Genomic DNA, 12983 nt, shown 5'->3' on the forward strand with positions numbered 1-12983 from the left:
GGGGGTGATGGTTTATGTTTAAAAAGAGAGCCTTAAAATTAATAATTTCAATAGTAATTTTAATATTTATCTTTTCCATTTCTTTTTCTAAAACCCTCCCTATTACTTTAAAAGATGATTTAGGAAGAACCATAGTTATAAATAAATACCCAGAAAGAATCATATCTCTTGCTCCATCCTCTACGGAAATTTTATTTTCCATAGGTGCAGGAGACAAAGTCATCGGAGTGACAGATTTTTGTAACTATCCTAAGGAAGCTTTAACTAAAGAAAAAGTTGGAGGATTTAGTAACCCTAATGTAGAAAAGATTATTTCCTTAAAACCCGATCTTGTAGTTCTTTATAAGAGTTTTCCCAAGGAGGTATTTATTCAACTTGAAAAGAATTTACCTGATACCAATTTTATTGTATTAGACCCTAAAACATACGAGGATGTGATGAAGAATATAATTTTAATAGGAAAAGCTGTAGGAAAGGAAGAGGAAGCAAGAAGAGTCTATAACAACATGCTTAAGACATGGCTAGAAATTCAAAAAAAGACCATTTCTATAAAAAAATCCCCCAAAATTTTATTCCTTGTGTGGAATGATCCCTTTATTTCTGTTTCTCCATCAACCTTTTTAGGGGACCTTATAAAGAAGCTTAAAGCCATCAATATTGTTGAAAATAAAGAACCAGAATATCCCGTACTGAGCATAGAATTTATCGTTTCTAAAAACCCTGACCTGATAATTATAGGGGAGATGTCAGGAATTTCAATTAATTCCATATTAAATCACCCTTTACTAAGAGAAACAAATGCAGCTAAAAATAAAAGAGTTTACTTAATCAATGACGATCTTGTTTTTAGACCAGGACCAAGACTTGCAGAAGGCTTGAAGGAATTATTTAAGATAGTTTATCCTAATCTAAATTGATGAGACTAAAAATTGCACTTTTATCTGCAGTTCTTATAATCTTAACATTCTTATCAGTTTATGTAGGAGGAGTTAAAAAACTCTCAGATGAAGTCCGGGGAAAGATAATATGGAACATAAGACTCCCCCGGACTCTTCTTTCAACTTTGGTAGGTGGGAACTTAGGACTTGCTGGGGCAATCTTGCAAAGTCTTTTTCATAATCCTTTAGCAGAACCCCACATAATTGGCCTTTCTTCGGGAGCCTTATTGGGAGCAACTTTATATTTTATTCTTTCTGGAAGCACATGGGATATTGATCCTTTATTGACTCCATTGTTTGCTATAACAGGTTCCGTAATAGTGCTTATTTTACTTATTTTGTTAAACAAAAAATTCCAATCATCATATACTTTGATTCTCCTTGGAATTTCATTAAACTCTCTCCTTTCATCTGTTATTGCTTTAATACTCTTTTTAAAACAAAAAACCTTTCAGGGAGTTTACTTTTGGCTCCTTGGGGGATTTAATGGTAAAACCTGGAACCATTTTTGTTTGTTAGCTTCTTACTCTAATATTGGAATTCTATGGGCTTTCTTATGGAGAAATAAATTTAACTTATTATTCTTAAGCGAAGAAGAAATGTACAGCTTAGGTTTTTCGCTAAGAAAATATCAACCTCTTATAATAATACTTCTCTCTTTTCTTATATCTCCATCGGTAGCTGTATCTGGAAGTATCGGATTTGTAGGACTTATAGCCCCCCACTTAATGAGAGTATGGGAAACCTCTGATTATAAATGGTTGATACCATCAAGTTTTCTTGCTGGCGCAAATTTACTTCTTGCTTCAGATATATTATCGAGGATACTTTTTTATCCTACCGAAATTCCTGTGGGTATCATTACCTCTTTTTTAGGAGTTCCATTTTTTATGTATCTCCTAATCAGAAAAAAATGATTAAATTTATAAACGTTTCTGCTGGATATAAAAATAAGATCGTTATAAAAGATTTTTATTGGGAAACTCCAAATCAAGGATTCGTAGGAATCATAGGTCCCAATGGCGCTGGAAAAACTACACTTTTTAGATTACTAATTAAGTATATAGAGCCCACAAAAGGAGAAATCTTTATTGAAGATCAAAACCTAAAATATATTAAACAAGAAGAAATAGGAAAAAAAATAGCTCTACTACCCCAAAAACCTTTTTTTGAGATAAATCTTGCGGTGGAAGAATATGTCTCCTTAGGAAGGTACCCTCATCATCCCTATTGGAGACCTTTGAGTAAAGAAGACATAAACAAGATTAATGAGAGCTTAAATATTACTAATACCATGCACCTTAGAAAGAAAAAATTGGCCGAGCTTTCAGGAGGAGAACAACAAAGAGTTTTACTTGCGAGAGTATTAGCGCAGAATCCTCGTATTTTACTCCTCGATGAACCAACCAACAGTTTAGATCCCTTTTATCAAATACTTTTTTTAAATTTTGTAAAAAAACTTAGTTCAAAAATCCTCGTTATTTCAAGCCTCCATGATATAAATATGGCTTCCATTTATTCTGATCATATTCTCGCAATTAAAAATGGAAGATTAATAACTTATGGAGAAACCAATAAAGTACTTTCTAAAGCACTTTTAGAAGAAATTTTTCATGTAAAATATACCGAGATAAATTTTGAAGGGAAAAAATTCTTCCTTCCCACAACGTTACCAATCGGGAAGACTGATCTTTGATAGTCTTCTATCAATAAACCAGACCCTTATAATAAGAGCAAAAATAGCTCCCAAAATAATATTGGACAAAGTCATAAGATAATAGAAAAATGAAATTATTAAGAATATCTTTGCTTCATTCTTCTTTGAAGAGTAAATAAAATGCTTGCTTAAGGTTATCTCGCCTTTTACACTTCCCGGATATTCTCTGTAAGTCCAGATATTACTTATATACCCAGGAATATCCAAATAGAAGAAATAAAGGGCTATAGTAAACCCTGCGATTATTTCATACACCTCTTTGCTGAAGCCATGATATCTTGTAAGCACCCATACAAAAAGAACATAAAGTATCAATATGATGTTTAAAAGCCAAAAACCAAAACCTCTCTTAGGCTTTTCTGCCTTTTTCTCTCCCTGCTTTCGCCAAGGAGGAACAACTTCTTCGCTTCCCTCTACTTTTATATACTTCTTAGCATCCTCCTGATAATGTAATTCTTCTTTTTTTTCTAAATAACTTCTTAAAATTATAAAGAAAATTATAGTTATAGGAATAAACCAGGGCTGATATACCAATCCCATTCTACACCTCCTTATATCTTATAGATTTCATCTTTATAATAACTTCTCTTGGATTTTCCGAATTAAATATACTATTACCACTAATTAATACGTTAGCTCCTGCCTCTATCACTAAGGGAGCAGTATGAAGATCTATACCTCCATCTACCATAATGTCAAGGTTAATTCCTTCTTTAACAGCCATCTCTCTAAGAGATTTTATTTTTTTTAAAGAGAAATGCAAAAATTCCTGTCCTCCATAGCCAGGATTTACAGTCATGATTAACACCATATCCAACTCTCCTAATAGATACTCTATGGTATTTAAAGGAGTCGCAGGATTTAAAGTAATAAAAGGACGAATATTATGATCTCTTATGTACTTTAAGAGTCTTTGAGGATGGTGGGTAGCTTCAACATGAAAACCAAGGTGACTTGCTCCAGCTTCTATAAACATATCCACAAAATTCTCGGGTTTTTCCACCATTAAATGCACATTTAATGGAATGCTGTACCTATTTCTTAAAGCTTTTACTAAGGAAGGTCCATAACTCAAATTAGGGACAAAATGTCCATCCATGATATCTACATGAAGAGCATCAGAAAGATCTTTTACTATCTCTATTGACCTCTCCATATTAAGAAGATCCGCAGAAAGAAGGGAAGGATAAACTTTTATCTCCATTTTTTATTGTCCCCCTGTATAAGGCTCTGTGGTGTAAGAGGTATAAGTAGGTTCCTGAGGTGTATAAGAATAAAGAATAACTGTAGCATTTTTCTCTATAAAAAAGCCTGATTCAGGTATTTGCCTTACAATATAGCCATTTTCTCCATTAATAATTTCTACTCTTAGTCCTAACTTCTCAAGAATATTTCGTGCTTCCCCTGTATCCTTGTGTATTAGGTCAGGAATCTTAACAATTTGAGGCATATTTATCCAAAGAAATATTATGCTTCCTAAAGGTACTTTTGTATTTAAAGGGTTTTGATCTAACACCATAAGTGGGTCTTTATTTTTATCAATTAAAATTCCTCCTATGACTACTTTGAAATTATTTTTTGCCAAAATATCAGTAGCCTCTACTAAATTTTTGCCCCGAACATCGGGTGGGAAAACCAAATTAGGATTGCTGTTTATAGACTTCTGCAAAAAGAAAATTAAAAAAACTAAAACAGCAAAGTTTACAAAAATAAGTAAATATAGAATTAATTCTCTTATAGAAATTTTCTTAAATATTTCCCACTTTCTCATATTGTTTCCCCTTTATTTTTCAAATACAAAGCTCTAAGCTGACCACACCCTGCTTTTATTTTACTACCATAGGAAATTCTTAGAGTAACATTAATACCACTATTAGCAAGAATTTCCTTAAATCTAAATATATCTTTTAGATCAGAGGTCTCCCAAGGATACTCTCTAACTTTATTCCACGGTATAAGATTTACATGAGCAGGTTTACCTTTCAAAAGCCTTACAAGTTCCTTAGCATCTTCTCTTCTATCATTAAAATTCTTTATTAAAACATATTCAAAGGTTACCCTTCTCCCAGTCTTTTCAGCATAATAAAAGGCGCTTTCCAAGAGTTCTTCAATAGGATACTCCTTATTTATTGGTATAATTTTACTCCTTAATTCATTATTAGAAGCATGAAGAGATATAGCAAGCCTAATTTTTAGATTCTCTTCCGCTAATTGATATATCTTAGGAATTATCCCAATAGTGGATAAGGTTATATGTTTTGATCCTATATTAAAGCCCCATTCTTCCTTTATAATTCTTATAGACTTAATCACATTATCATAATTTGCAAGAGGCTCTCCCATACCCATGTAAACCACATTAGAAATTTTTTCTTCCTTTTTCTCTAAATCTTCTTGAATTACCATTAATTGACCTATAATCTCATGAGTCTCTAAATTTCTTTTAAGCCCAATAAGCCCAGTAGCACAAAATTTACAACCTATAGGACAACCTACCTGAACTGAAACACACACTGTATTTCTATTCTTATGAGAGATAAGCACTGTCTCAATATTCTCTCCGTCCTCAAGTTCTAATAAATATTTTTTAGTGTTTCCATCTCCAGTGATCCTAACAACTTTAGGAATTTGAAAAGAAAAATATTCTAAAAGTTTTTGTCTCAAAGTTTTAGAAAGATTAGTCATATCCAAGGGGTTTAAAACTAACTTCTTATAAATCCAATCAAAAATTTGATCAGCCCTATAAGAGGGCTCTCCCCATCCTTGCAATATATTTCTTATTTCATTTATTTCAAAGGAAAGAATGTTATTCATAACCTATTAACGCAATAAAAAATCCGTCAGTATTATACTTATGAGGAAGTACCTTCATTATTCCTGGAAAAAGTTCTCCTTTATACTTAAAGTTAACTAACTTAAATTCAGGATTTCTCTGTAAAAATTGTAGCAATACACTTTCATTCTCATGCCAGGTAATAGTACAGGTGCTATACACCATCCTTCCTTCTCTCTTAAGCAGTTTTCCTGCCCTTTCAAGCATCTTCACCTGCATCTCAGAAAGATTATAAATATCATCTCTTTTCAATCTCCATTTTATTTCAGGTTTATGACTTATCACCCCTAAACCAGAGCATGGAGCATCTAAAAGTACTCTATCAAAAGATCTATCCAAGGAGGAGGGCAAGTTTAAGACATCTTGAGAGAAAGTCTCAATTATTGAAATTCCAAGTCTTTTAGCATTTTCTTCTACCAACCTCAATCTGTTCTTGTTAATATCTACTGAGATAATTTTACCCTGATTCTTCATCAATTCTGCTAAATGGGTACTTTTTAATCCTGGAGCAGAACAAAGATCAATCACTCTATTTCCTGGTTTAGGATTTAAAATTAATGCAGGCAACATAGATGCCTCACTTTGAATCACAAAATAACCTTCATTAAATAGATCAGATCTCTCAAAATCAAAGCCATCCTCAATTATGAGGGCCTGATCTACAAGATTACCATCTTTGAACTTAATCCTTCTTTCCAACAGTTTTTCCTTTAAATCTTTTTTAGAAATTTTTAAAGTATTAACTCTTATAGAAACGTTATGACTTCTATTTAACCAACTTAAAGCCTTTACAGCCTCCCCTCTACCTATATAATCAAACCATTCCTCCAAAATAAAATCTGGAACCCCATAACGGATATGGAGAGGGATAGAATTTAAATTCAAATTATTTTTCTCTCTTATTATATTTCTTGAAACCGCATTTATTAATTTTGCTTCCTTAGGAACCTTTTTTTTAGCTATTTCTACAATCTCATTAACAGCAACAGGCAAAATAGTATCTTTTAAAAAGTAAACATGATATACCACTAATCTCAAAAGGACTTTACTAAAAAGGCTAAGGTTATCTCTTCTTACAAATCTTGACCATATATAATCAAGAGTTATTTTCCATCGAGTTACCCCATAAACAAGTTCAGTAATGAAATGCTTCTCTTTTAAAGATAAGTCATAAAAGGGAAGCCTATTCCTTAAAAGAATATTTAAATAAGCTTCCCTCCTCTCCAAGTCATACAGAATTTCTGCAGCTCTTAATCTTACTTCCATTAGTCTCTTCTTCTCATATTTGCAAGAAGTATCAAACGAAGTAGATTTAATAATGCTGTCAAAGCAGCAGCAAGATACGTAAGAGCAGCTGCATTTAATACCTTTTTTACCCCTTCAGCCTCTCTTTGAGTAACAAGACCAAGAGATAGTAAAACTTCTTGAGCTCTCTTACTAGCATTAATTTCTACAGGAAGAGTTATTAAATAAAACAAAACAGCCAATGAAAAAGCTAAAATACCTATATTCATTAAGCTTGAACTTCCAAATATAAATCCTAAAAAGAACAATGGAAAAGCAAGATTAGTACCAATATTAGCCACAGGTACGAGAGAGGATCTTAAAGCCAAAGCGTAATAACCTGTAGCATGTTGTATTGCATGTCCAATCTCGTGAGCCGCAACTCCAAGAGCTGCAACTGACGGCTCTGAATACACAGGTTCAGAAAGTCTCAAAACCTTTGTGGTAGGGTCATAATGATCAGTTAAAGTCCCTGGAATAGGTTCTATTCTAACATTATCTAATCCTATACTTCTTAAGATTATTTCTGCAGCTTCCCTTCCTGTAAGCCTACGAGAATTAGGTATCTCAGAGTAGTATGCAAAGGTGGACCTCACTTTCATACTTGCATATATGGAGAGAATTAAAGCAGGCAAAAGTAAAATATAGGTAGGATCCCACCAAAATAACATAGTATATTCACCTCCCTAACTATTTTCAAATCTTTCACCAATATTTAAACGGTATCCGTTCATAAATTCCAAGAAGCTCATTCTCTTCTTACCCTCTGGCTGAAGTTCCAGAAGCCATAATATTCCATTATTTACTTTGACTCCTATACCTCTTTTTTTATTCTGCTCAATTATTGTACCATTTATTATCTCCTCATTAAAAATTTTTTCTTCGAAATCTGCCTTAAATATCTTTAAAATCTTACCCCTAAAAAAAGTCATAGCTCCAGGTTCAGGAGAAAGAGCTCTTATTTGACACCATATCTTCTCGCCCCTCATATTCCAATCTATTATCTCCTCTTCTTTACTTAATTTAGGTGCGTAAGTTGCTAAGGATTCTTCTTGAGGTACTGGACTAAGTTTTCCGTCTTTTATAAGAGGCAAAACCTCAAGCAAAAGTTCTGCACCTAAATGGGCAAGTTTTATTGAAAGAGTACCTCTGTTATCATCAGGAAGTATCGGAATTTTTCTTATAGCGTAAACAGGACCAGTATCAAGACCTCTTTCCATCTTCATTATAGATACCCCTGTTTCCTTTTCACAATTCATTATTGCTCTTTCTATAGGAGCAGCACCACGATACTTAGGAAGAACAGAAGCATGTACGTTTATTCCGCCATATGGAGGAATATTCAGAATATCTTCAGGAATGATCTTGCCATAAGAAGCTACAACTAAAGCTTCAGGATTTAAGCTTCTAATAATTTCAAAAAATTCCTTGTTTCCTTTAAGCTTTTCTGGCTGATATACAGGAATACCCTTAGAAATAGCAAAATCCTTTACAGGAGAACACATTATTCTTTTGCCTCTTCCTTTTGGCTTATCAGGTTGAGTTACCACAGCAATTATATTAAGATAGGGAGATATCCTTTCCAGAATTATTCTTGAAAATTCGGGAGTCCCAAAATATATAATTCTCATTTCTCCTCCGCTAAAGTAGATTCTTCCACAGCTCTATCTAAAATTAATATTCCTTCAAGATGATCAACTTCATGCTGAATCACTCTTGCAAGAAGACCTTTTGCTTTATATCTTTTTGTCCTTCCCTGTAGATCCTGTGCTTTAAAAATTATTCTTTCAGCCCTTTTTATAGGTACCTCAACTCCAGGAACACTTAAGCATCCCTCATAATCCAGAACTTCACCATCCATTTCTAAAATCTCTGGATTAATAAAAGCTATAGGATTTTCTTCGTAATCCACCACAATAATTCTTAGACTTTCTCCCACCTGAGGGGCTGCCAACCCAACCCCATTAGAAAATTTCATTGTTTCTATCATGTCTCTAACTAAATTTTTGACTTTTTCATCAATTTTTTCTACCTTTTTTGCCTTAATTTTTAAAATTGGATCACCTATTTTTCTTATCTCCATAATCATATCCTTCACCTCATGTTAGAATTTCTTCCATATCTATATTAATTATAAATCTCAAGTTTGAAAATGGAGCTTTACTTTTTTCACATATCCCTCGCAAAAAAGCACCATCTATTAAACCTTCCTTATCTTTTATTATAATCTGATATCTGTATTTATCCCTAATAAAATAAGGAAAATATGGTGCAGGTCCAAGAACATCCAAAGTAACAAAATTACTCCTTATCTCCTCAACAATCCTACCTCCTTCTTCTAATATCTCCCTCTCATCTATATCCTCCAGAAGTATTTGATGAATCTTAGAAAAAGGAGGATAATTCAAAGACTTCCTATTAGAAAGTTCTCTATTCAGAAAATCCCCAAAGGAATTGATTTTTAAAGCTTTCACTACATAATGAGAAGGATTATAAGTTCTAATTATTATCTCTTTTCCTTTATACATACCAACTATTCTCTTCATCATATTGAAAGTCTTTTCAGGACTTGCAAAATCAGGAATATGCAAGAAATTATCTAAATTATATATAATCAAAAGCCCAATTCCATTATCGTCAAGCCAAGGTTCTATCAACCTTGTACCTACTATTATATCCGCTTCATGAATCAAAGTCTCATCTTGTAATTCTATCTCACTGTCAACCCTTAAGACTTTTGCCCATCTATACGTATTGACAATATAGCGATACAATTTTTCCGTCCCGATTCCGCTTTGTATAAAACTGTATCCTTCACAAACTGGACATCTTTCAGGAGGCAACATCTCAAACCCACAATAGTGACACTTCATAATTCTTTCCTCTAAGTGATAAACAAGTGAAGATTTACAATGAGGACACATAAATATGTAACCACAATCCTGACATTGAACATAGGGAGAATATCCAAGCCTATTCAATAAGATAAAAACCTTTTTTTTATTCTTGAGGTTTTCCTCGGTCTTTCTTAAAGAATAAAAATCAAGGATATCATGGGTTTTTTCTCTTCTCAAATCAACTACTGTAATCTGAGGTCTATTTAAGAGAGGTTTTCTGTAAAGCTCCAAATCCTTATAATTTATAGCTCTATAAAAGGATGCTATTGAAGGAGAACTACTACCTAAGACTATAGGTATTCCCTCTAACTGAGCCCTTTTTAAGGCCACAACTACTGTATCATATCTTGGTTCCTTCTCACGCATATTGTAAAATTCATTTTCTTCCTGATCTACTATTATCAATCCAAGGTCTTTAAAGGGCAAAAATAGACCTTTACTTGTACTTAAAACCACAGATTGCTCCGTATTAGTGGTCTTAAAAACAGAATAAGCCTGAGCCTCAGTAAGAAAACTGTGATAAAAATATATAGAAAAAGGTACATATTGAGAGAGAAAATCTCCAAATTGAATCAAACTTTTGATAGTAGGAAAAACAAAAAGCACACTTTTCCCTTTTTGATAAATATGTTTCATTATCTCATGATAAATCTTCCACCTTTCCTCTCTTGCTTCAACAAATAAAAGAAGAGGTTTTTGCATTAAATCCAGAATTTTCCTCTCTATAAGAAAACTTCCCCACGAATCCCCCTTCTTTTCACTCAAATACACATGTTTTCTTGGCTTTTTCTCCTTCAGTTTTATTTCAAATCTTTCCTCAATAGCTCCTTTCTTAAGTAGACTTTTTATAATATTTTCAGAAATTTTTAACTCTTTCTTTAATTTTTTTTCCTCTATCTCACTTTCAACTAAAGCCAAAAATACTTTTTCCTGTTTCTTAGACATATCTACCGCCACATCTTTTGCTTTTAAATAACGATCAATTTCTAATTCAACACCTGATGGAAATATATAATTTGCAGTTTTATATAGGGAGTTAGAATAATAATTGCTTATCCAATTCACAAGAGTTATAAGAGATTTAGAAATAGGCGGTATATTTTCTAATACGCTAAGAATTGGATACACCTCAAATTTAGGATCTTCAATTTCTACAATATCCCAAATATACCCTAATTTCTTGGATTTTTTAAGAGGTACAATAACCGCCTTTCCAATATCAACTAATGAAATAAATTCATCAGGAATAGAGTAATACAAAAAATCCTTTTCTGGAATATATGTGTCAAAAAGTACTACTTTACTCGCTTTCACTAAACTTTCTAATCTTCTAAATCATCTCCTTCTCCATAAGCAATTTTCTCCTGAGCAATCTCTTCCATAGCAAGGATTAGAGGATCCCTCGCGATAGTTTTCAAAAACTTTAACTCCTCAAAAAGTTGCCTTGCTCTTTTTGATATTACAACAGTCAAAACATATTTGTTAGGTATTTTAGAAATAAGTGTATCAATATTTACTTCCTTCATCTTTTACACCTCCAAAGATTCTTAAAAAATGTTCTACTTTTTCTTTGCACAGTCTATGTCTTTCAGCATATATAATACACCTTACTACATCTACTGCTTCATCCAAATTATCATTTACAACAGCATAATCATAATAAGAAATCTTAGAAATTTCAAGAGGGGCATTTTTTAGACGTATATTTAAATCTTGTAAATCTTCGGTTTCTCTATTTATAAGTCTCCTTTTTAGCTCATTAAAATCAGGAGGCAAAACAAAAACTAACTTTGCATCACTAAAAATTCTCTTTACATTAATTCCTCCCTGTACATCTATTTTTAATATTACATCTACACCCTTACTAATATAGTCTTCAACCATTTTTTTAGGAGTTCCATAAAGATATCCATGAACCACTGCCCATTCCAAAAACTCTTCTTTATCGATCATTTCTTTAAATTTCTCTTCATTTACAAAGAAATAGTTTTTACCATCTTCTTCACCTGGTCTTTTAGGCCTTGTGGTATAAGAGATGGATTTAACAAGATTGGGTACAATTCTTAAAACCCTTTCCAAGATTGCGTCTTTTCCAACTCCCGATGGTCCTGATAAAACAAAAAGATTTCCCCTAAACATCTATGAGCTCTCCTCTTCTTTATCCCCACCTTCTATTCTTGCTGCAATAGTTTCAGGATGTAAAGCAGATAAAACTATATGCCCGCTATCAAGAACTAACACTGCCCTTGTTTTTCTACCATAAGTAGCGTCTATAAGTTCATTTCTAGTTTTGGCGTCAGATAAAAATCTTTTTATAGGCGCAGAATCAGGACTAATAATAGCTACAATACGAGAACTAACTACCATATTACCAAAACCTATATTTATGAGTTTCATCTAAACCCTCTCCTTCCTATTCAACATTTAATATTAATTCACGAATTTTTTCAAGCTCATTTTTAATGTCTACCGCATAAAACATAACAGAAGTTTTAGCTGTCTTACTAGAAAGAGTATTAACTTCTCTATGTATTTCTTGGACTATAAACTCAAGAGTTTTGCCTATTGATTCTTCCTTTTTCATTTCATTCTTAAATCTTCGAACAAATTCTTCTATTCTTATAATCTCTTCATTTATATCTGTTTTCATAAGTAATAAAGAGAGCTCCTGATATAACCTATTCTCGTCTATATCCTTAAAATTAAACTCCTTCAATTTTCTCTCCAAAAATTCTTTTGCTTCTTTTTGCCATTTTCCCTCTTCTTTTTTAATTAAAAAAAGTAAACTTTCTATCTTATCAAGACTCCTTTCTAAAGCCTCAAATATGCTTTTTCCTTCCTCTTCTCTTATTCTATTAAATTCTTCAAGAAGAATTTTAGTCTCAGTCAATAAGTTTGAAAAATCCTCGTCTCTGAAAAATCTGTTTTCTACATAAAAAATCTGCGGATTAGCAAGTATTTCCTTCCAATCCCAAATATTCTCTTCCTTTCCTGTTATTCTTCCAATCTCCTCAAGAATATTCATTATCAAAGGAACATTAATTTTATAATTAGTTAAATGGTCTTTAGTTATCTTAATAGAAAATAAGATAAAACCTCTCTTTACAAACTTTTTAATCTCTCTTGCAATCTCTTTCTCAATTGATGATAGAGTATCAGGAAGATTTATTTTAATCTCCAAAAATCTATGATTATAGCCTTTAACTTCTAAGAAAAAATTAAGGCTATCAATAGATAATTCTCTAAATGCTGAAGCAGTCATGCTCTTCATTAGTAGTTATTTTACTTCACCTAAAAATATTTGCCAAGTAGAA

General features: G+C 32.4%; 16 protein-coding genes. 3 read left to right on the forward strand and 13 right to left on the reverse strand.

Features of this window, described 5'->3' with window-relative positions; genetic code table 11:
* Positions 1-14: 14 nt before the first annotated feature.
* Genes DTUR_RS07430 through DTUR_RS07440 form a run of 3 tightly spaced genes read left to right on the forward strand, consistent with a single transcriptional unit; the run spans position 15 to position 2634 of the window.
* Complete coding sequence (locus tag DTUR_RS07430) at positions 15-917, forward strand: ABC transporter substrate-binding protein (protein ID WP_012583782.1); 903 nt, start codon at positions 15-17, stop codon at positions 915-917.
* Positions 917-1855, forward strand: coding sequence for a FecCD family ABC transporter permease (locus DTUR_RS07435; RefSeq protein WP_012583783.1), 939 nt, complete (start codon positions 917-919; stop codon positions 1853-1855). The genes DTUR_RS07430 and DTUR_RS07435 overlap by 1 nt, the downstream gene beginning before the upstream one ends.
* Positions 1852-2634, forward strand: a complete 783-nt coding sequence (locus tag DTUR_RS07440; RefSeq protein ID WP_012583784.1) for an ABC transporter ATP-binding protein — start codon at positions 1852-1854, stop codon at positions 2632-2634. Before DTUR_RS07435 ends, DTUR_RS07440 begins: the two co-directional genes overlap by 4 nt.
* Here DTUR_RS07440 and DTUR_RS07445 read toward each other — a convergent pair.
* From DTUR_RS07445 to DTUR_RS07505, 13 genes are read right to left on the reverse strand one after another with little or no spacing between them, the layout of a single operon-like run.
* Positions 2608-3195, reverse strand: a complete 588-nt coding sequence (locus tag DTUR_RS07445; RefSeq protein ID WP_012583785.1) for a hypothetical protein — start codon at positions 3193-3195, stop codon at positions 2608-2610. The two genes, DTUR_RS07440 and DTUR_RS07445, sit on opposite strands and share 27 nt — an antisense overlap.
* Before the next feature lies 1 nt (position 3196).
* Positions 3197-3859, reverse strand: coding sequence for a ribulose-phosphate 3-epimerase (gene rpe / locus DTUR_RS07450; protein WP_012583786.1), 663 nt, complete (start codon positions 3857-3859; stop codon positions 3197-3199).
* A 3-nt stretch (positions 3860-3862) separates the two neighbouring features.
* Positions 3863-4426, reverse strand: coding sequence for a PASTA domain-containing protein (locus DTUR_RS07455; protein ID WP_012583787.1), 564 nt, complete (start codon positions 4424-4426; stop codon positions 3863-3865).
* The gene (gene rlmN / locus DTUR_RS07460) at positions 4423-5469 is read right to left on the reverse strand and encodes a dual-specificity RNA methyltransferase RlmN (RefSeq protein WP_012583788.1); all 1047 of its coding nucleotides are present in this window, start codon (positions 5467-5469) and stop codon (positions 4423-4425) included. The genes DTUR_RS07455 and rlmN overlap by 4 nt, the downstream gene beginning before the upstream one ends.
* Positions 5462-6754 (reverse strand): 16S rRNA (cytosine(967)-C(5))-methyltransferase RsmB, encoded by a 1293-nt coding sequence (gene rsmB / locus DTUR_RS07465; protein ID WP_012583789.1) that lies wholly within the window; start codon positions 6752-6754, stop codon positions 5462-5464. The genes rlmN and rsmB overlap by 8 nt, the downstream gene beginning before the upstream one ends.
* A complete protein-coding gene (locus tag DTUR_RS07470) occupies positions 6754-7443 on the reverse strand; it encodes a zinc metallopeptidase (protein WP_012583790.1) in 690 nt (229 codons plus the stop codon). Before DTUR_RS07470 ends, rsmB begins: the two co-directional genes overlap by 1 nt.
* A gap of 15 nt (positions 7444-7458) precedes the next feature.
* On the reverse strand, positions 7459-8403 hold the full coding sequence (fmt, locus tag DTUR_RS07475) for a methionyl-tRNA formyltransferase (protein WP_012583791.1): 945 nt from the start codon (positions 8401-8403) through the stop codon (positions 7459-7461).
* A complete protein-coding gene (gene def / locus DTUR_RS07480; RefSeq protein WP_012583792.1) occupies positions 8400-8861 on the reverse strand; it encodes a peptide deformylase in 462 nt (153 codons plus the stop codon). The genes fmt and def overlap by 4 nt, the downstream gene beginning before the upstream one ends.
* A 10-nt stretch (positions 8862-8871) precedes the next feature.
* Positions 8872-10983, reverse strand: coding sequence for a replication restart helicase PriA (gene priA / locus DTUR_RS07485; RefSeq protein ID WP_012583793.1), 2112 nt, complete (start codon positions 10981-10983; stop codon positions 8872-8874).
* A gap of 8 nt (positions 10984-10991) precedes the next feature.
* The gene (gene rpoZ / locus DTUR_RS07490) at positions 10992-11195 is read right to left on the reverse strand and encodes a DNA-directed RNA polymerase subunit omega (RefSeq protein WP_012583794.1); all 204 of its coding nucleotides are present in this window, start codon (positions 11193-11195) and stop codon (positions 10992-10994) included.
* A complete protein-coding gene (gmk, locus tag DTUR_RS07495) occupies positions 11176-11808 on the reverse strand; it encodes a guanylate kinase (RefSeq protein ID WP_012583795.1) in 633 nt (210 codons plus the stop codon). Before gmk ends, rpoZ begins: the two co-directional genes overlap by 20 nt.
* Positions 11809-12066, reverse strand: coding sequence for a DUF370 domain-containing protein (locus DTUR_RS07500; RefSeq protein ID WP_012583796.1), 258 nt, complete (start codon positions 12064-12066; stop codon positions 11809-11811).
* Positions 12067-12082: 16 nt separating this feature from the next.
* Positions 12083-12940 carry an endoribonuclease YicC domain-containing protein gene (locus tag DTUR_RS07505; protein WP_164931024.1) on the reverse strand — a complete coding sequence of 286 codons (858 nt, stop codon included), beginning with the start codon at positions 12938-12940 and terminating at the stop codon, positions 12083-12085.
* Positions 12941-12983: the final 43 nt, after the last annotated feature.

Origin of the sequence: Dictyoglomus turgidum DSM 6724 (genome assembly GCF_000021645.1) — a bacterium.
Lineage (GTDB): Bacteria > Dictyoglomota > Dictyoglomia > Dictyoglomales > Dictyoglomaceae > Dictyoglomus > Dictyoglomus turgidum.

Bases quoted from the DNA above. Each gene is read 5' to 3' on its own strand.
- def (WP_012583792.1), bottom strand. From the start codon at position 8,861: ATGATTATGGAGATAAGAAAAATAGGTGATCCAATTTTAAAAATTAAG.
- rsmB (WP_012583789.1), bottom strand. From the start codon at position 6,754: ATGGAAGTAAGATTAAGAGCTGCAGAAATTCTGTATGACTTGGAGAGG.
- fmt (WP_012583791.1), bottom strand. From the start codon at position 8,403: ATGAGAATTATATATTTTGGGACTCCCGAATTTTCAAGAATAATTCTG.
- DTUR_RS07470 (WP_012583790.1), bottom strand. From the start codon at position 7,443: ATGTTATTTTGGTGGGATCCTACCTATATTTTACTTTTGCCTGCTTTA.
- gmk (WP_012583795.1), bottom strand. From the start codon at position 11,808: ATGTTTAGGGGAAATCTTTTTGTTTTATCAGGACCATCGGGAGTTGGA.
- DTUR_RS07440 (WP_012583784.1), top strand. From the start codon at position 1,852: ATGATTAAATTTATAAACGTTTCTGCTGGATATAAAAATAAGATCGTT.
- DTUR_RS07505 (WP_164931024.1), bottom strand. From the start codon at position 12,940: ATGAAGAGCATGACTGCTTCAGCATTTAGAGAATTATCTATTGATAGC.
- rpe (WP_012583786.1), bottom strand. From the start codon at position 3,859: ATGGAGATAAAAGTTTATCCTTCCCTTCTTTCTGCGGATCTTCTTAAT.
- DTUR_RS07430 (WP_012583782.1), top strand. From the start codon at position 15: ATGTTTAAAAAGAGAGCCTTAAAATTAATAATTTCAATAGTAATTTTA.
- DTUR_RS07445 (WP_012583785.1), bottom strand. From the start codon at position 3,195: ATGGGATTGGTATATCAGCCCTGGTTTATTCCTATAACTATAATTTTC.
- rlmN (WP_012583788.1), bottom strand. From the start codon at position 5,469: ATGAATAACATTCTTTCCTTTGAAATAAATGAAATAAGAAATATATTG.
- rpoZ (WP_012583794.1), bottom strand. From the start codon at position 11,195: ATGAAGGAAGTAAATATTGATACACTTATTTCTAAAATACCTAACAAA.
- DTUR_RS07500 (WP_012583796.1), bottom strand. From the start codon at position 12,066: ATGAAACTCATAAATATAGGTTTTGGTAATATGGTAGTTAGTTCTCGT.
- DTUR_RS07455 (WP_012583787.1), bottom strand. From the start codon at position 4,426: ATGAGAAAGTGGGAAATATTTAAGAAAATTTCTATAAGAGAATTAATT.
- DTUR_RS07435 (WP_012583783.1), top strand. From the start codon at position 917: ATGAGACTAAAAATTGCACTTTTATCTGCAGTTCTTATAATCTTAACA.